The sequence below is a fragment of the Mesorhizobium sp. M0862 genome (assembly GCF_040319795.1).
In the GTDB taxonomy this organism is placed as follows: domain Bacteria; phylum Pseudomonadota; class Alphaproteobacteria; order Rhizobiales; family Rhizobiaceae; genus Mesorhizobium.
The window spans coordinates 17,142-33,606 of the sequence record NZ_JAMYOJ010000021.1 but is presented as its reverse complement, the minus strand read 5'-3'; the positions used below and the strand labels follow the sequence as shown (position 1 = coordinate 33,606).

General features: G+C 63.8%; 17 protein-coding genes. 14 read left to right on the top strand and 3 right to left on the bottom strand.

Annotated elements, in window-relative coordinates; translation table 11 throughout:
• Positions 1-7: 7 nt before the first annotated feature.
• The 3 genes from NKI15_RS25660 to NKI15_RS25650 are packed head-to-tail and all read right to left on the bottom strand — an operon-like array spanning position 8 to position 2,742.
• Complete coding sequence (locus tag NKI15_RS25660) at positions 8-973, bottom strand: PDR/VanB family oxidoreductase (protein WP_023687064.1); 966 nt, start codon at positions 971-973, stop codon at positions 8-10.
• Positions 970-1,566, bottom strand: a complete 597-nt coding sequence (locus NKI15_RS25655) for a dimethylamine monooxygenase subunit DmmA family protein (protein ID WP_023668542.1) — start codon at positions 1,564-1,566, stop codon at positions 970-972. Before NKI15_RS25655 ends, NKI15_RS25660 begins: the two co-directional genes overlap by 4 nt.
• A gap of 42 nt (positions 1,567-1,608) precedes the next feature.
• Positions 1,609-2,742, bottom strand: a complete 1,134-nt coding sequence (locus NKI15_RS25650) for an aminomethyl transferase family protein (protein ID WP_023668543.1) — start codon at positions 2,740-2,742, stop codon at positions 1,609-1,611.
• A gap of 286 nt (positions 2,743-3,028) precedes the next feature.
• Here NKI15_RS25650 and NKI15_RS25645 point away from each other — a divergent pair, with 286 nt between their 5' ends.
• The 14 genes from NKI15_RS25645 to NKI15_RS25580 all read left to right on the top strand — a co-directional run bounded on the left by NKI15_RS25645 (position 3,029) and on the right by NKI15_RS25580 (position 16,220).
• Positions 3,029-3,316 carry a hypothetical protein gene (locus tag NKI15_RS25645; RefSeq protein WP_023684429.1) on the top strand — a complete coding sequence of 96 codons (288 nt, stop codon included), beginning with the start codon at positions 3,029-3,031 and terminating at the stop codon, positions 3,314-3,316.
• Between the two features lie 28 nt (positions 3,317-3,344).
• The gene (locus NKI15_RS25640) at positions 3,345-3,722 is read left to right on the top strand and encodes a hypothetical protein (protein ID WP_023668545.1); all 378 of its coding nucleotides are present in this window, start codon (positions 3,345-3,347) and stop codon (positions 3,720-3,722) included.
• Between the two features lie 27 nt (positions 3,723-3,749).
• Positions 3,750-3,911 carry a hypothetical protein gene (locus tag NKI15_RS25635; protein ID WP_023668546.1) on the top strand — a complete coding sequence of 54 codons (162 nt, stop codon included), beginning with the start codon at positions 3,750-3,752 and terminating at the stop codon, positions 3,909-3,911.
• A gap of 14 nt (positions 3,912-3,925) precedes the next feature.
• Positions 3,926-5,320: an APC family permease gene (locus tag NKI15_RS25630; RefSeq protein ID WP_023668547.1), complete on the top strand. Its 1,395-nt coding sequence runs from the start codon at positions 3,926-3,928 to the stop codon at positions 5,318-5,320.
• A gap of 42 nt (positions 5,321-5,362) precedes the next feature.
• Complete coding sequence (locus tag NKI15_RS25625; protein WP_352511556.1) at positions 5,363-6,052, top strand: hypothetical protein; 690 nt, start codon at positions 5,363-5,365, stop codon at positions 6,050-6,052.
• On the top strand, positions 6,049-6,372 hold the full coding sequence (locus NKI15_RS25620) for a hypothetical protein (RefSeq protein WP_352514464.1): 324 nt from the start codon (positions 6,049-6,051) through the stop codon (positions 6,370-6,372). Before NKI15_RS25625 ends, NKI15_RS25620 begins: the two co-directional genes overlap by 4 nt.
• Positions 6,373-6,456: 84 nt before the next feature.
• Positions 6,457-7,353, top strand: coding sequence for a class II glutamine amidotransferase (locus NKI15_RS25615; RefSeq protein WP_023668550.1), 897 nt, complete (start codon positions 6,457-6,459; stop codon positions 7,351-7,353).
• Between the two features lie 4 nt (positions 7,354-7,357).
• A complete protein-coding gene (locus NKI15_RS25610) occupies positions 7,358-8,086 on the top strand; it encodes a GltB/FmdC/FwdC-like GXGXG domain-containing protein (protein ID WP_023668551.1) in 729 nt (242 codons plus the stop codon).
• A gap of 6 nt (positions 8,087-8,092) precedes the next feature.
• Positions 8,093-9,421, top strand: a complete 1,329-nt coding sequence (locus tag NKI15_RS25605; RefSeq protein ID WP_023804356.1) for an FMN-binding glutamate synthase family protein — start codon at positions 8,093-8,095, stop codon at positions 9,419-9,421.
• A gap of 30 nt (positions 9,422-9,451) precedes the next feature.
• Positions 9,452-10,759 carry a type III glutamate--ammonia ligase gene (gene glnT, locus NKI15_RS25600; protein WP_023726360.1) on the top strand — a complete coding sequence of 436 codons (1,308 nt, stop codon included), beginning with the start codon at positions 9,452-9,454 and terminating at the stop codon, positions 10,757-10,759.
• Between the two features lie 36 nt (positions 10,760-10,795).
• Positions 10,796-12,049 carry a sarcosine oxidase subunit beta family protein gene (locus NKI15_RS25595; protein WP_023819021.1) on the top strand — a complete coding sequence of 418 codons (1,254 nt, stop codon included), beginning with the start codon at positions 10,796-10,798 and terminating at the stop codon, positions 12,047-12,049.
• Positions 12,050-12,059: 10 nt separating this feature from the next.
• Complete coding sequence (locus NKI15_RS25590; RefSeq protein ID WP_352514462.1) at positions 12,060-12,335, top strand: sarcosine oxidase subunit delta; 276 nt, start codon at positions 12,060-12,062, stop codon at positions 12,333-12,335.
• Positions 12,336-12,607: 272 nt separating this feature from the next.
• Positions 12,608-15,601, top strand: a complete 2,994-nt coding sequence (locus NKI15_RS25585) for a sarcosine oxidase subunit alpha (protein ID WP_352514461.1) — start codon at positions 12,608-12,610, stop codon at positions 15,599-15,601.
• Entirely contained in the window at positions 15,594-16,220 is a 627-nt protein-coding gene (locus NKI15_RS25580) for a sarcosine oxidase subunit gamma (protein ID WP_023687059.1), read from the top strand. Before NKI15_RS25585 ends, NKI15_RS25580 begins: the two co-directional genes overlap by 8 nt.
• The last annotated feature ends 245 nt before the right edge of the window (positions 16,221-16,465 follow it).

Sequence of the window (16,465 nt, the reverse complement as noted above, 5' to 3'; positions counted from 1 at the left end):
TGGCCTCCTATCTTTCCAGGACCAGCGACTTGCCTTCGAAGCGCGACACGCACGGCATGATCTTGCAGCCGGAACGATGGTCTTCCTCGCTGAGCCAGTGGTCGTTGTGGATGAACTTGCCGTCATACGAGACGACGTTGGTCTCGCACTGGCCGCAGACACCGCCGCGGCAGAGATAGGGCGGATCGACGCCGGCGGCCTCGATCGCTTCGAGCAGGCTCTGCTGCTCGCCGACGCGGATGGTCTTGCCGCTAACGGCAAGTGTGACGTCGAACGGCAGGCCGGGCTGGGGTGCCGCGAAATGCTCGTAGTGCACGGTCTCCGCCGGCCAGCCGAGAGCCGCAGCGCGCTCGCGCACCCAGTTGATCATGCCGGCCGGGCCGCAGACATAGAGATGGGTGCCGAGCGGCTGCGAGGACAAGAGACGGTCGAGTTCGATGCGCTCGTCGCGGTCGTCGTGATAGAGCCGGACGCGACGGCCATAGCGCTCCTGCAGCACATCGGCATAGGTGCCGAGCGAGGCGGTGCGGCAGGTGTAGTGCAGCTCGAAATTGCCGCCGGACCCGGCGAGCTGCGCGGTCTGCGCCATGAACGGCGTGATCCCGATGCCGCCGGCAAGCATCAGATGCTTCTTTGCCCTGAGGTCGAGCGAGAACAGATTGACGGGGTAGCTGACCACCATCTCCAGGCCAGGCTTGACGCTCCGGTGCATGAACAACGAGCCGCCGCGGCCGACATCGTCGCGGCGCACCGAGATGGTGTATTCGCGGGTGTCGAGCGGCGATCCCATCAGCGAATAGGGATTGAGCCTTGTGCGGTCGCCATCGCGCATCTCGACCACGACATGGGCGCCGCCGGAAAAGGTCGGCAAAAGCTCACCGTCACGGCGGCGGAAATGGAAGCGCGTCACCAGTTCGTTGACCGGGACGACGTCGCTGACGACGACATCGAGCTTGGTGGTGCCGGTGCTCATGGGAAGACCTCCTCTATGGGAGGGATCTCCGAGCGATCCTCGGCATTTATGCAGACGCCCTGGAATGCTGCCAGCCGTCGCGAATAATGATCGCGCACCAGAAGCAGCAGGCCGCAATGCGCGCAGGTGGCCGGCTGCGTCGTCACATTTTCGGTGATGCCTTTGCAATGCACGCACTGCATGCGCCGCGCCAATGAGCCGCGATGCTCGGTCTGCATGGAGGTATGATCGATGCCGGCTTCGAGCGCCACCTGCATGGCCTGGCCGATCAGCCCTTCGGTGCCGGCGAGATAGAGGCGCAGGCCCATATGCGCGTTGGCAAGCGTCTGCTTCAGCCGGGGCAGCAGGCTGGCGAAGGTTGGCGCGACATGAAATTGCGCGGACTTCAGTGCCTCAAGAGCGGCAACGTGCTTGCCGTCGGCCCCGGGAATGAAGACGATTTCGGCGCCGTCGAAGAAGCCGGGGGGCGCCGTCCTTGCCATATCGACGATCGCCAGCGCGCCTTCCGCATCCGCCACGAAAAGATGATGCTTGCCGGGCTGCGGGGACAGGGTTCCGTAAATGGGCCGGCTGATGATCGTTTTGGCTGCCATTCTCTACTTCGTACCTCGAAACCCCTCGCTGTCGATTGTGCCTCAGCCTTTCGCCGTGCGCTTGGTCTTTTTGGGATCGTCGAAGGGCAGAGGCTGCGCCGTCGCCCTGATCGAACCGCTCTTGTTGCGGATCTCGAGCTTGGTGTCCTTGACCGCGCAGTCGACGTCGAGGCGGGCGATGCCCATCGATTTCTCGACCAGCGGCGAATACATGGCGCAGGTGACCACGCCCACCTTTTTGCCGTCGCGATAGACCGGCGCGCCCTCATCCGCGGGTTGCTTGCCGTCGAGCAGCACGCCGTAGATCTTGAAGCGCTCCTTGCCCTTGAGGCGGTAATGCTCTTCGGCGCCGCGAAAGCCGGTCTTGCCGGGGCTGACGGTGAAGTCGAGGCCGAGCTCCCACAGCGTGTCGCCGGGGCCTTCGTTCTCGAACGGATATTTCTGCGAGTTGTCATAGGGATAAAACAGCAAATAACTTTCGACGCGCAGCATATCGAGCGTGGTGAAGCGGCACGGAATGATGCCGGCGCTCTTGCCCTCGTCGAGGATCCTGTCCCAGATCGTGCCGGCGTCCTGGCCGCGGCAGAATATCTCGTAGCCGCGCTCGCCGGTATAGCCGGTGCGCGAGATCATGACGGGAAAGCCGAACAGCTGCGTCTGCATATGATGGAAATAGTTGAGGTCGCGAATGCCCGGCACATGCTTTGAGAGATAGTCGACCGCGGTCGGTCCCTGCAGCGACAGGTCGTGCAGATTGTCGTCGAAGCGCAGCGATACGTCGCGGCCGACGGAAGCGCGCTGCAATTCCTCATGGCCGGTGCCGGAGCCGTGCACCACCATCCAGGCGTTCGGCCCGGTGCGGTAGAGGATGCAGTCGTCGGTGAATTTTCCGGCCTCGTTCAGCATGCAGGCATAGGCCGACTTGCCGGGATAGATCTTCTCCACGTCGCGCGTCGTTGCCAGGTCGATGAGGTGTGAGGCGTGCGGCCCGGTGATGTGAACCTTCTTCAGGCCCGACACATCCATCAGCCCGGCCCTGGTGCGGATGGCGGTGTATTCCTCGTCGGCGTCCTTGTCGTAGGTCCAGGCGGTGCCCATGCCGCTCCAGTCTTCGAGCTTCGAGCCTAACGCGCGATGGCGATCCGCCAGGGTCGAAAATCTCCAGGATGCCGTCATCCGCAAATCCTCCGTTCGAAAATTCTATTGTGTTCCCGGCTCCCTGCGCGGAGGCGGGAGCATTTGGTCGAATATTGATCGCAAACGTCCTGATGCCGCAATACCCGCAAGCAAATAATTTCATTGTCAGGCAAAATTCGCGGCTGGGGACAAACGGTTAACCCAACGTAAAATCGGCTTGACAATTGCTGGATTCGGCCCGAATTTATGAAAAAAATTTCACTCTGTTGAAAGAGGGCAGCGGGCGGCCAATTCGGGGTCGGGCGCTGGAAAAAGGGGAAAACCGATGTCAGACCTGCAGCAGCGCATCGAAGCGCTGTACCGTTCCGACCTGCGCGGATCCGCGCTGCTGATCATCTGCCTTTGGGCGACGATCCTCTTCGTGCTCGTCATGACATGGCCCTACATCCCGGACACCGGGATCAAGATCGTCGTCGCGATCGCGGCGGCCGCAGTGCTGATCTTCAACACGGCCGCCATCCTGGCGATGGTCAATCACTACAAGGAAGACAAGGACTTCATCTACGGTCTCGACATCAAGAACGCCGACGCGGCCCGCAGCCGCAAGTCCTGAAAACAGAACGTCCTGAGGGGTAGAAGACATGTCGCGCTACACGCCGCCGGAACAAGGCAAGGCCGGGCAGATTTTCGATATCGTGGTCGTCGTGGTCGCCATTTTCGTGGCGCTGTGGCTGCCATTGAAACTCGGCCTGGCGGGTGCGGCGAAATCCATCGACGCGCTCGATGCCAAGACCTGGGAAGCGTTGGGACAGAACCCGACCATGGCCTCGATCTGGGAAAAGCTCGGCTATACGCCGGAGACCGCGCACGACATCATCCAGAACCGCTTCCACTACATCATCGACTGGCCGACGCTGATCATCATGGCGGCGGTGCTGATCGGCTATTTCGTCTTCCTGTTCCGCGCCTCCGACCGCGAATATCGCGACGTCATCAACGAAAAGTTCGACGACAAGTAACGCCAGAGATTTTGGGGAAGCACGCTCATGTGGGTCGCACTCTCTTACGCATCGTGGGGCATCTCGGTCGTGCTTGCGCTGTGGATGCTCTACGACTGGTTCAAGATCGACACGACCTATTCCGAGGAGGTGCTGACTTCCTCGCGCGAAGGCGAGCTTGAAGCCGCTTCCGAAAAACACCGGATCTGAGTGGGGATTGAACAATGACGATCACGCTTGAACCGGCAATACACGGCGACAGAGTTTCACTGCTACGCGTGCTCGGCCCGGCCCATGTCTGGGCGCTTGGCGTCGGCATCGTGCTGGTCGGCGAATTCACCGGCTGGAATTTCTCGGCGGACAAGGGCGGCGCACTGGCGGCGCTGATCGTCTGCTGGGTGGTCGGGCTCTTGTACACTTCGGTCGCCATGATCGACTCCGAGGTGACATCGACGGTTGCCGCCGCCGGCGGCCAATACGCGCAGGCTAAGCACATTGTCGGGCCCCTGATGGCCTTCAACGTCGCGCTGTTCCTGGTCTTTGCCTACACCATGCTGGAGGTTTCGGACGCCATCCTGCTCGGCGACACCATCGTCGCCAAGGCCGGCGTCGAAGGGCTCACCCACAACTCCTTCATTGCCGCCACCATCGTCGTGCTGGCATGGCTGAACTATCGCGGCGTGCTGATGACGCTCAACGTCAACTTCGTCATCACGGCGATAGCCTATGTCTCGATCGTTATCCTGTTCTTCTCGGTCAGCCCCTGGACGCAGGGTGCTGTGCTGAAGCTCAACGAGCTGGTCACCCCCGGCAATGCGCTGCCCTATGGTTGGATCGGCGTCATCGCGGCCTTCCAGTTCGGCATCTGGTACTATCTCGGCATCGAAGGCACCACGCAGGCCGCCGAGGAAGTGCGCTCCCCGGCGCGTTCGCTGCCTTACGGCACCATGGCCGGCATGATCACGCTTTTGATCGCCGCCGCCATGACCTGGTATGTCTGCGCCTCGCTGATGCCCTGGGAGTACCTCGGTATCACCTATTATCCCTTGTGGGACGCCGGCAAGCTGACCGGCAGCCCGCTGCTGGAAAACCTGTTGTTCGTCGCCACGCTGCTCGCGGCACTGGCGTCGGCCAACGGCTGTATCAACGATGCGGCCCGCGCGTGGTTCTCGCTTGGACGCGACCGCTATCTGCCGACATGGTTCTCGGCCGTGCACCCGAAATACCGCACGCCCTATCGCTCGATCCTGTTCCTGTTGCCGATCGCGCTCGCCTTCGCCTTCATCGCCGACCTCAACCAGGCGATCACCTTCTCGATCCTGTCGGGCGTGCTGCAATACACCTTCATGAGCATAAACATCATGATGTTCCGCAAAAAGTGGCCGCTGGGCACGATCCGCCGCGGCTATACGCACCCGTTCCACCCGATCCCGGCCATCGTGCTGTTTTGCCTCTGCGTGGTGACCTTCTTTGCGATCTTCCTCGGCTACGGCACGCAGCTGATCGCCATGGTCGCCTTCTACTTCCTGATCTCGCTGTGGTTCCACTTCTACCGTTACCGCTATGTGCGCCGCGGCGACCAGTTCACCATGCCGTGGCCGAAGCCGCAGGGCTATTGACAGGAGAGGGCCTGCCGGTCTGGGCGGGCATGGCGTGACGAGGTGTCTGACGTGACGACAGCATTGCTGGCCGGGGCGGTCGCCGTGGCTCTCGTCCTGCACCTCGCCTGGCATACGCGCGCCAGCCGCAAAAAGGCCAAGGCTGATCTTGCAGCCGAGGCAGCCAGCATCCGGACCGTCATCACAGATGCGGTTGATGTCTCCGATGGCACAGCCGGCGTTGTCACCTGGGCCGGCACATGGAACGGACAGCGCGTGCAGCTGCGCACCATCGTCGACACGCTGGCAACGCGAAAGCTGCCGGCGCGATGGTTGAGTGTCACGATCACAGAGCCGGTTGCGGTGCCGGCGACCTTCGACATGATGATGCGGCCGGGCTCGCCGACGACCTTCTCCAATTTCGATCATCTTCAGCATACGCTGCCGAAGGCTCCGGGATTTCCGGCTGAAGCCGTGCTGCGAACCGACCTCAGGGCGGCGCGCTTTCCGCAGAACCTGATCGCCAGCCTTCTCGACATCTTTGCCGAAGGCCGCGCCAAGGAACTTTTGATCACGCCAAACGGCCTGCGCATCGTCTGGCTGCTGGCCGAGGCCGAGCGTGCCCGCTATGGCGTATTCCGCCAGGCAGCATTCGGCGCCACAAGGCTCGATCCGGCGCTGGTCGAAAGGTTGCTCACCTCGGCTTCGACGCTGCGCGACGCCATCAACAGACAGGAAAGGCAGGTGGCATGAACGCCCCCCTACCCCCACCGGCAAACCCCTATCTCGTGCTCGGCGCCGCAATCGTCTTGCCGGCCAGCGGCCACGTCATTCTGGGCGTGCCTGTGCGCGGCCTGCAATTCCTGTTCTTCATGGTGATCCTCGCCTGGGTGACAGCCAAGATCGCGCCGGCCGACGCCAGCTTCGTCGGCCGCCACGCCGGCGGCTTCCTGATCTATGCGCTGTCGATCCTCGACGCCTACAAAATCGCCCGCATCCGCACCGCCACATGGATTCACAGCGCCCGCGACGGCGGCGATAGTGCACAAGGCCGCATCGAGCCAGATACGTAACTACAGGAATATTTTTTTCATATGATTGAATTCGCACGACGCATTCGATACATCATCGTCTAGTGGTAACGCCGGGAGGCTGACATGTGTGGAATCGTCGGACTTTTTCTGAAAGACAAGTCGCTTGAGCCGCAGCTCGGCTCGATGCTGTCGCAGATGCTGATATCGCTCAGCGATCGCGGCCCCGACAGCGCCGGCATTGCCATCTATGGCGCGCCTTCCAGGAATGAAGCCAAGATCACGATCCAGTCGGCGAAGCCCGAGCGCGATTTCCGCGGCCTCGACGCCGAACTCGCCAAGGCCATTGGCGCGCCGGTGAGCATAGCGGTGAAGTCGACGCATGCGGTGCTCCGGACCGCGCCCGACAAGGTCGATGCCGCGCGCGAAGCGCTGCAGTCAATCCGCCCCGACGTGCGCATCATGGGCGCCGGCGAAGCGGTGGAAATCTACAAGGAAGTCGGTCTGCCGGAAGCGGTCGTCGACCGCTTCGACGTCCGCTCGATGACCGGCACGCATGGCATCGGCCATACCCGCATGGCGACGGAATCGGCCGTCACCACGATGGGCGCGCATCCGTTCTCGACCGGCGCCGACCAGTGCCTGGTGCACAATGGCTCGCTGTCCAATCACAACAATGTGCGGCGTGAGCTGGTGCGGGAGGGCATGAAATTCGAGACCGAGAACGACACCGAGGTCGCCGCCGCCTATCTCTCCTCGCAGATGGCGCATGGCAAGAACCTCGGCGAGGCGCTGGAAGGCACGCTGTCCGACCTCGACGGCTTCTTCACCTTCGTCGTCGGCACCAAGAACGGTTTCGGCGTGGTGCGCGATCCGATCGCCTGCAAGCCCGCCGTCATGGCCGAGACCGATCAGTATGTCGCGTTCGGCTCGGAATATCGCGCGCTGACCAAACTGCCCGGCATAGACAATGCGAGGGTCTGGGAACCGGAACCCGCAACCGTCTATTTCTGGGAGCATTGAGCCCATGCCGGCAACCAAACTTTCGAAGGCGGCGCAAGACCAGGCGTCCCGGGTCTTCGATCTTGATGTGTCGTCGCTGCGCGAGCTCAACCAGGCGCTGCACAATCTGACGCCCGGCTCCAACGAAACGGCGTGGGAAGTGCTGCACCCGAAGGGCAGCCATTCGGTTGCCGTCGGCGTCGACCAGCCTGTCAGCATCGATGTGCGCGGCAGCGTCGGCTACTACTGCGCCGGGATGAATGACGGCGCCGCGATTACCGTGCACGGCTCGGCCGGCCCCGGTGTCGGCGAAAACATGATGTCGGGTTCGATCGTCATCAAGGGCGACGCCAGCCAGTATGCCGGCGCCACCGGCAAGGGCGGGCTGCTCGTCATCGAGGGCAACGCGTCCTCGCGCTGCGGCATCTCGATGAAGGGCATCGACATCGTCGTGCACGGCAATATCGGCCACATGTCGGCCTTCATGGCGCAGTCCGGCAATCTAGTGGTGCTGGGCGATGCCGGCGACGCACTTGGCGATTCCATCTACGAAGCGCGGCTGTTCGTGCGCGGCAAGGTCGAAAGCCTGGGCGCCGACTGCATCGCCAAGGAGATGCGGCCCGAGCATATCGAACTGCTGCAGGGACTGCTCGACCGCGCCGGCGTCACCGGCGTCAAGCCGTCGGAATTCAAGCGCTACGGCTCGGCGCGCACGCTCTACAATTTCAATATCGACAACGCCGACGCGTATTGAGGCAGCATGACCTACAAGAACCCGCCGACGACGCCGCGCAAATCCGCGACCTTCGACGACTACACGCTTTCCGAAATCCGCCGCGCCGCGGCGACCGGCATCTATGACATCAGGGGCGCCGGGGCCAAGCGGAAGCTGCCGCATTTCGACGATCTGCTGTTCCTCGGCGCCTCGATCTCGCGCTATCCGCTGGAAGGCTATCGCGAGCGGTGCGACACCAGCGTCGTGCTCGGCTCGCGTTACGCCAGGAAGCCGATCGAGCTGAAAATCCCGATCACCGTTGCCGGCATGAGCTTCGGGTCGCTGTCCGGCCCGGCCAAGGAAGCGCTCGGCCGTGGCGCCACACTCTCAGGCACGTCGACCACCACCGGCGACGGCGGCATGACCGAGGAAGAGCGCGGCCATTCCAAGCAACTGGTCTACCAGTACCTGCCGTCGCGCTACGGCATGAACCCCAGGGATTTGCGCCGCGCCGACGCCATCGAAGTGGTCGTTGGCCAGGGCGCCAAGCCGGGCGGTGGCGGCATGCTGCTTGGCCAGAAAATCTCCGACCGCGTTGCCGAAATGCGCACGCTGCCGAAAGGCATCGACCAGCGTTCGGCCTCGCGCCATCCCGACTGGACCGGGCCGGACGATCTCGAGATCAAGATCCTCGAGCTGCGCGAGATCACCGACTGGGAAAAGCCGATCTACGTCAAGGTCGGCGGCGCCCGCCCCTATTACGACACAGCACTTGCGGTGAAGGCCGGCGCCGATGTCGTCGTGGTCGACGGCATGCAGGGCGGCACGGCGGCCACCCAGGAAGTATTCATCGAAAATGTCGGCCAGCCGACGCTTGCCTGCATCAGGCCGGCGGTGCAGGCGCTGCAGGATCTCGGCATGCACCGCAAGGTGCAGCTGATCGTGTCGGGCGGCATCCGCAATGGCGCCGACGTCGCCAAGGCGCTGGCGCTCGGCGTCGACGCGGTGTCGATCGGCACGGCAGCGCTCGTCGCGCTCGGCGACAACGACCCGCGCTGGGAGGCCGAATACAATGCGCTCGGCACCACCGCCGGGGCCTATGACGACTGGCACGAGGGTCGCGACCCCGCGGGCATCACCACGCAGGACCCCGAACTGATGAAGCGGGTCGATCCGGTCGCCGCCGGACGGCGGCTGGCGAACTACCTCAAGGTGATGACGCTGGAGGCGCAGACCATTGCGCGTGCCTGCGGCAAGAACAGCCTGCACAATCTCGAGCCCGAGGATCTCGTAGCCCTCACCATCGAAGCCGCCGCCATGGCCGGCGTGCCGCTGGCCGGCACCAACTGGATACCGGGGAAAAACGGCTTCTAAAAAACACATCAAAATAAGCGAGGAACTATAATGGGGAACGATCTCGCCGCATTCGCCAAAGAGAACGGCGTCAAATATTTCATGATTTCCTACACCGACCTGTTCGGCGGCCAGCGCGCCAAGCTGGTGCCGGCGCAGGCGATCGCCGACATGCAGAAGGACGGCGCCGGCTTCGCCGGTTTCGCCACCTGGCTCGACCTCACGCCGGCGCATCCTGATATGCTGGCGGTGCCGGATCCGGATTCGGTGATCCAGCTGCCGTGGAAGCCCGAGGTCGCCTGGGTCGCCGCCAACTGCATCATGGACGACAAGGAGGTCGAGCAGGCGCCGCGCAACACGCTGCGCCGGCTGATTGCGGAAGCCGCCACTGACGGTATGCATGTCAAGACCGGCGTCGAGGCTGAGTTCTTCCTGATCTCGCCGGACGGCAGCGTCATCTCCGACAAATACGACACGGCTTCAAAACCCTGCTACGACCAGCAAGCGGTGATGCGCCGCTACGATGTCATCGCCGAGATCTGCGATCATATGCTGGCGCTGGGCTGGAGCCCCTACCAGAACGACCATGAGGACGCCAACGGCCAGTTCGAGATGAACTGGGCCTTCGACGATGTGCTGGCGACCGCCGACAAGCACTCGTTCTTCAAGTTCATGGTCAAGTCGGTGGCGGAAAAGCACGGCCTGCGCGCGACCTTCATGCCTAAGCCCTTCCAGGGCCTGACCGGCAATGGCTGCCACGCCCATATTTCGGTGTGGGACAAGGCCGGCAAGGTCAACGTCTTTGCCGACAATGCGATGGAGCTCGGCCTGTCGGCCAAGGGCAAGAATTTCCTTGGCGGCATCATGAAACATGCCTCGGCGCTGGCCGCCATCACCAACCCGACGGTGAACTCCTACAAACGCATCAACGCGCCGCGCACCATTTCGGGCGCCACCTGGGCTCCGAACACGGTGACCTGGACCGGAAACAACCGCACCCACATGGTGCGCGTGCCCGGCCCCGGCCGCTTCGAGCTGCGGTTGCCGGACGGCGCCGCAAACCCTTATCTGCTGCAGGCCGTCATCATTGCCGCCGGTCTCGACGGCATCCGCTCCAAGGCCGATCCCGGCAAGCGCTACGACATCGACATGTACCAGAACGGCCACACGGTGAAAGGCGCGCCGAAGCTGCCGCTCAATCTGCTCGACGCGCTTCGCGAATACGACAAGGACAAATCGCTCAAGGCGGCGCTGGGTGAGGAATTCTCGTCGGCTTATCTAAAGCTGAAGCACCAGGAATGGAATTCCTATGCTTCGCACTTCACGCAATGGGAGCGCGACCACACGCTGGACATATAATCGTCCCCGCTGTGCGAGCGACCTCGGAATGACCCGATGAAATATTCGATCTTCTCGCTCGCCCGTGCTGCCCTTTCCGGCCACAAGAATTGGCAGCGCACCTGGCGCGATGCGGCGCCCAAGGACCACTACGATGTGGTGATCATCGGCGGCGGCGGCCATGGGCTCGCCACCGCCTGGTTCCTCGCCAGCGAGTTCGGCATCAGAAACGTCGCCGTGCTGGAAAAGGGCTGGATCGGCTCCGGCAATGCCGGCCGCAACACCACCATCATCCGTTCCAATTACGGCCTGCCCGGCAATACCGGCTTCTACGAGCTTTCGATGAAGCTTTGGGAGCGGATGGAGCAGGACCTCAACTATAACGCCATGGTCAGCCAGCGCGGCGTCCTCAACCTCTATCATTCCGATGCGCAGCGCGACGCTTATGCGCGGCGCGGCAACACCATGCGCATCAATGGCATCGATGCCGAACTGCTCGACCAGGCAGCGCTGAAGAAGATGCTGCCGTTCCTGAATTTCGACCATGCGCGCTTTCCCGTGCAGGGCGGCCTCCTGCAGCGCCGCGGCGGCACCGCGCGGCATGACGCGGTGGTCTGGGGCTATGCCCATGCGGCGAGCGAACTCGGCGTCGACATCATCCAGAACTGCGAGGTCACCGGCTTTGTCCGGGACGGCAACGGCAAGGTGACTGGCGTCGAGACGTCGCGCGGCAAGATCGGCGCCGGCAAGGTCGGCATGGCAGTCGCCGGGTCATCGTCGCGTGTCGCAGCGATGGCGGGCATGCGCCTGCCGATCGAAAGCCATGTGCTGCAGGCTTTCGTCTCGGAGGCGATCAAGCCGCTCATTCCTGGCGTCATGACCTTCGGCGCCGGGCATTTCTATGTCAGCCAGTCCGACAAGGGCGGGCTGGTCTTCGGCGGCGACATCGACGGCTATAATTCCTACGCCCAGCGCGGCAATCTGCCTGTGATGGAAGATGTCTGCGAAGGCGGCATGGCGCTGATCCCGATGATCGGCCGCGTGCGGCTTCTGCGCCAGTGGGGCGGCATCATGGACATGTCGATGGATGGCTCGCCGATCATCGACAAGACGCCGGTCGACGGGCTCTACCTCAACGCCGGCTGGTGTTATGGCGGCTTCAAGGCGACGCCCGGTTCCGGCTTCGTCTTTGCCCATCTGCTGGCGCGTGACGAAACGCACAAGGAGGCGGCGCTGTTTCGGCTCGACCGCTTCCGGACTGGCGCCATGATCGACGAAAAGGGCCAGGGCGCCCAACCGAACCTGCACTGAGGCTGGCGAGATGCGTATTGTCTGTCCCTTCTGCGGCGAACGCGAACTCGGCGAGTTCAGCTATCTCGGCGACGCCAAGCCGGCGCGGCCGGCGGCGGGTGCCGGCGAGGATGCTGTCTACGACTACGTCTATCTGCGCGACAATGTCGCCGGCGTGATGGCTGAGAACTGGTATCACGGCGGCGGCTGCCGGGCCTGGCTGAAGGTCACCCGCAACACGCTGACGCACGAGATCTCGGCGGTGGAGCCGGCGGCGGGCGCCGGGGCGAGGCAGGTGGCGACATGAGCTATCCTGTCGAAATCGTAGCCGTCGCGAAAAGCGCCAGCCCCCTACCTCCCCCTTGTGGGGAGGTCGGACCGCAGGTCCGGGTGGGGGTCGGTGCCGCGGCCCCCCCCCCCCCCCCGCGCCCGCCCCCCCCCCCACCCCCCGGGGGGGGGGGTGGGGGACCGGCGGGGGGGGGGGGGGGGCGGTGCCGCACCCCCACCCCGCTGCTGCGCAGCGACCCTCCCCACAAGGGGGAGGGTAAGGGGCGGCGCCATCCTTCGCCATGACACCATATGGATCAGAGGCTGGACATCGTGACCTCTCATCGTCTCTCATCCGGCGGTCTCATCGACCGTTCCACCCCCCTCACCTTCCGCTTCGACGGCACGACATTTTCCGGCTTCCAGGGCGACACGCTGGCGTCGGCGCTGGTCGCCAATGGCGTCAAGCTGGTCGGCCGCTCGTTCAAATACCATCGTCCGCGCGGCATTCTGACTGCGGGCTCGGAAGAACCCAACGCGCTGGTCGAACTGCGCACCGGCGCACGGCGCGAGGCCAACACCAAGGCCACGACGGCCGAACTGTATGAAGGCCTCGAAGCGGCAAGCCAGAACCGCTGGCCCTCGCTGCGCCACGATGTGATGTCGGTGAACCAGCTGTTCGCACCGATCTTCGTCGCCGGCTTCTACTACAAGACCTTCATGTGGCCGGCAAAATTCTGGGAAATGGTCTACGAGCCGGCGATCCGACGCGCCGCGGGTCTGGGTCGCGCGGCGGTCACCCCCGATCCGGATCACTACGACAAGGCCTGGGCGCATTGCGATGTGGTGATCGCCGGCTCCGGTCCGGCCGGTCTCGCCGCCGCACTCGCTGCAGGCCGCAGCGGTGCGCGCGTCATCCTGTGCGAAGAAGATTTTGCGCCCGGCGGCCGTCTGTTGTCGGATGGCGGCACGATCGACGGTCTGCCGGCCGCGGAGTGGCTGTCGCGCACACTGGCCGAGCTCAGCTCGATGCCGGATGTCCGCATCATGACCCGCACGACCCTTTTCGGCGTCTATGACGGCGGTACCTATGGCGCGATCGAGCGGGTCAACGATCATCTGCCGGTACCGCCCGAGCATCAAGTGCGCCAGCGCCTGTGGCGCATCGTGGCCAAGCGCTGCGTCGTCGCCGCCGGCGCGATTGAGCGTCCCATCGTCTTTGCCGGCAATGACACGCCCGGCGTGATGATGGCGTCCGCCATCCGCACCTACGTCACACGTTATGCGGCGACGCCGGCAAAGCGGATCGCGCTGTTCACCAACAATGAGGATGGCTGGCGCACGGTCGAGACGGCACTCGGCGCCGGGCTGCAGATCGCGGCGGTGATCGACGCGCGGCCTGACGTCTCGCCTGCCCATCGTTCTCTCGCTTCCATGAACGGCTTCACCGTGCTGCATGGTTCGGTCAGCGGCGTCGACGGCGGCAAGGACGGCGTAAGAAAAATAGCGGTGTCGCTGACCGGCGGCGCGCGCGCCGAGGTCGAGGCCGACGGGCTTGCCGTTTCCGGCGGCTGGAATCCGGCGGTCGGGCTCACCTCTTACCATGGCGGCCGGCCGAAATGGCGAGACGACATCGCCGCCTTCGTGCCGGACGGCGCGCCGCCCGGTATGGTCGCCGCAGGTGCGGCTAACGGCGACTTCGGGCTAGGCGCCTGCCTGCGCGCAGGTTTCGAGGCCGGCGCCGCAGCGGCGCGGGACGCGGGACGCAATGGCAATCCGGGCTCTGCAGCTGTTGCCGGCGACGAGTCCTTCTCACTGACCCCGCTCTGGCACGTCGCCGGCAAAGGCAAGGCCTTTGTAGACCAGCAGCATGACGTCACCGCGTCCGACATCGAGCTGGCGCAGCGCGAGGGTTTTGAATCGGTCGAGCATCTGAAGCGCTACACCACGCTCGGCATGGCGACCGACCAGGGCAAGACGTCCAATGTCGCCGGCCTCGCCATCATGGCGGCGGTGTCGGGCAAATCCATTCCCGAGACCGGCACGACCATCTATCGCCCGCCGTACGTGCCGGTCGCCATCGGCGCCTTTGCCGGCCACCATCGCGACGAAAATTTCCATGCGACGCGGCTGACGCCGTCGCATCACTGGGCGGCCGAACAAGGCGCGATCTTTGTCGACACCGGCCTGTGGAAGCGCGCGCAATGGTATCCGCGCGCGGGCGAGAAGGACTGGCTGGAATCGGTCACCCGCGAGGTCAAGGCGGTGCGCTCGGGCGTCGGCTTCTGCGATGTCTCGACGCTGGGCAAGATCGATGTGCACGGCCCCGATGCCGGCGCCTTCCTCGACCGCGTCTACATCAACACCTTCTCAAACCTTGCCGTGGGAAAAGCCCGCTACGGGCTGATGCTGCGCGAGGACGGCCTCGTCTATGATGACGGCACGACCTCGCGGCTGGCCGAGGACCATTATTTCCTCACCACGACCACGGCGAAGGCCGGGCTGGTGATGCAGCATCTCGAATTCTGCCGGCAGGTGCTATTCCCCGAACTCGACGTGCAACTGACCTCGGTCTCCGACCAGTGGGCGCAGTTCTCGATTGCCGGGCCAAGGACGCGAGACCTGTTGAAGGAAATCGTCGACCCTGCCGAGGACCTTTCGAACGAAGGTTTTCCCTTCATGGGCGTGCGCGAAGTCGCTTTGCGCGGCGGCATCAAGGCGCGGCTGTTCCGCATCTCCTTCTCCGGCGAGATGGCGTTCGAGATTTCGGTGCCGGCGCGTTACGGTGAAGCGATGGCACGCAATTTGATGCTGGCGGGAAAACCGTTCGGCGTGACGCCGTATGGCACAGAAGCCCTCGGCGTCATGCGCGTTGAAAAGGGCCATGTCGCCGGACCGGAACTGAGCGGCATGACGACCGCCGCCGATCTCGGCCTCGGCAAGATGATGTCGACCAAGAAGGATTTCATCGGTCGCGTCATGGCCGGCCGCGAGGCGCTGGTGGCGCCGGACCGGCAGGTCGTGGTCGGCATCAAGCCGATCGACAAGGCGCGCCGCCTGCGCTCCGGCGCGCACATCATCCCGAAGGGCCAGACGCCCGGGCCTGATAACGACCAAGGCTACGTCACCTCGGTCTGCTTCTCGCCGACGCTCGACCAGTGGATCGGTCTCGGCCTTGTCGAGCGCGGCCGCGAACGCATCGGCGAGATCGTCCACGCGCATGATCCGCTGCGCGGTGAAGACTATGATGTCGAGCTCTGCAATCCCGTCTTCTACGATCCCGATGGAGGGCGCCAGCGTGGCTGATTTTTCCTGGGATGTTCGTAGCCCGCTCGAGCGGGCACTTGTTGTCGGGCCTTACGGCGCGAACGGCAATGTCGGCGTGTTGCTGACCGAAATCCGCAATTTCGACCTGATCCAGGTGATGGCGCGGCGCGGCAAGGCGGGAGATTTGGCCAACGCTGCGAAGGCAAGCTTCGGTGTTGCGGCTCCTGAGACACCCAAGGCGGTGCAGACTTCGGATGCGACGCTGATCTGGTCGGGACCGGACCAGTTCTTCGTGCTGTTGAAGGGCGGCAAGCATGGGACTGAAGCACTCGCCCAGACGTTCGCGTCTTCCGCTTCGCTATCGGACCAGTCGCATGCGCGAGTGCTGATCAGTATCTCCGGTACCAAGGCGCGGGCGATGCTGGGCAAGCTGTCGTCGATCGATCTGCATCCCGATGCATTTCTGGTTGGGGCGGCTGCCGCGACCTCGATGGATCACACCAGCGTCACGCTCTGGCGCGGGAATGACCGGCCGGATGGGCAGGCGGTGTTCAACGTGCTGATGTTTGCGACATTTGCTGAAAGTCTGTGGCACACGATGCTGGATTCGGCGGCGGAGTATGGTGTCGAGATCGGGCATTCCGAGGATTTGGCGTAGCGCTTGTGCGCTTCTTCCTTCTCCCCTTGTGGGAGAAGGAAGATCGGCGCGTTAGTGCCGAGACGGATGAGGGGTGTTCCAGGGTACGCCAACGTCTCACCGCTGGAACACCCCTCATCCGTCGCCTGCGGCGACACCTTCTCCCACAGAGGGAGAAGGGGGAGCCAGCCTTGCCAAACGCAACTGCGCTGCTATTCTTGCAGCTAAAGTAATTTTACACACAGGCAAACTTGTTTCTCGAACCG

Bases quoted from the DNA above. Each gene is read 5' to 3' on its own strand.
- NKI15_RS25660 (WP_023687064.1), bottom strand. From the start codon at position 973: ATGAGCACCGGCACCACCAAGCTCGATGTCGTCGTCAGCGACGTCGTC.
- NKI15_RS25655 (WP_023668542.1), bottom strand. From the start codon at position 1,566: ATGGCAGCCAAAACGATCATCAGCCGGCCCATTTACGGAACCCTGTCC.
- NKI15_RS25650 (WP_023668543.1), bottom strand. From the start codon at position 2,742: ATGACGGCATCCTGGAGATTTTCGACCCTGGCGGATCGCCATCGCGCG.
- NKI15_RS25645 (WP_023684429.1), top strand. From the start codon at position 3,029: ATGTCAGACCTGCAGCAGCGCATCGAAGCGCTGTACCGTTCCGACCTG.
- NKI15_RS25640 (WP_023668545.1), top strand. From the start codon at position 3,345: ATGTCGCGCTACACGCCGCCGGAACAAGGCAAGGCCGGGCAGATTTTC.
- NKI15_RS25635 (WP_023668546.1), top strand. From the start codon at position 3,750: ATGTGGGTCGCACTCTCTTACGCATCGTGGGGCATCTCGGTCGTGCTT.
- NKI15_RS25630 (WP_023668547.1), top strand. From the start codon at position 3,926: ATGACGATCACGCTTGAACCGGCAATACACGGCGACAGAGTTTCACTG.
- NKI15_RS25620 (WP_352514464.1), top strand. From the start codon at position 6,049: ATGAACGCCCCCCTACCCCCACCGGCAAACCCCTATCTCGTGCTCGGC.
- NKI15_RS25615 (WP_023668550.1), top strand. From the start codon at position 6,457: ATGTGTGGAATCGTCGGACTTTTTCTGAAAGACAAGTCGCTTGAGCCG.
- NKI15_RS25610 (WP_023668551.1), top strand. From the start codon at position 7,358: ATGCCGGCAACCAAACTTTCGAAGGCGGCGCAAGACCAGGCGTCCCGG.
- NKI15_RS25605 (WP_023804356.1), top strand. From the start codon at position 8,093: ATGACCTACAAGAACCCGCCGACGACGCCGCGCAAATCCGCGACCTTC.
- glnT (WP_023726360.1), top strand. From the start codon at position 9,452: ATGGGGAACGATCTCGCCGCATTCGCCAAAGAGAACGGCGTCAAATAT.
- NKI15_RS25595 (WP_023819021.1), top strand. From the start codon at position 10,796: ATGAAATATTCGATCTTCTCGCTCGCCCGTGCTGCCCTTTCCGGCCAC.
- NKI15_RS25590 (WP_352514462.1), top strand. From the start codon at position 12,060: ATGCGTATTGTCTGTCCCTTCTGCGGCGAACGCGAACTCGGCGAGTTC.
- NKI15_RS25585 (WP_352514461.1), top strand. From the start codon at position 12,608: ATGGATCAGAGGCTGGACATCGTGACCTCTCATCGTCTCTCATCCGGC.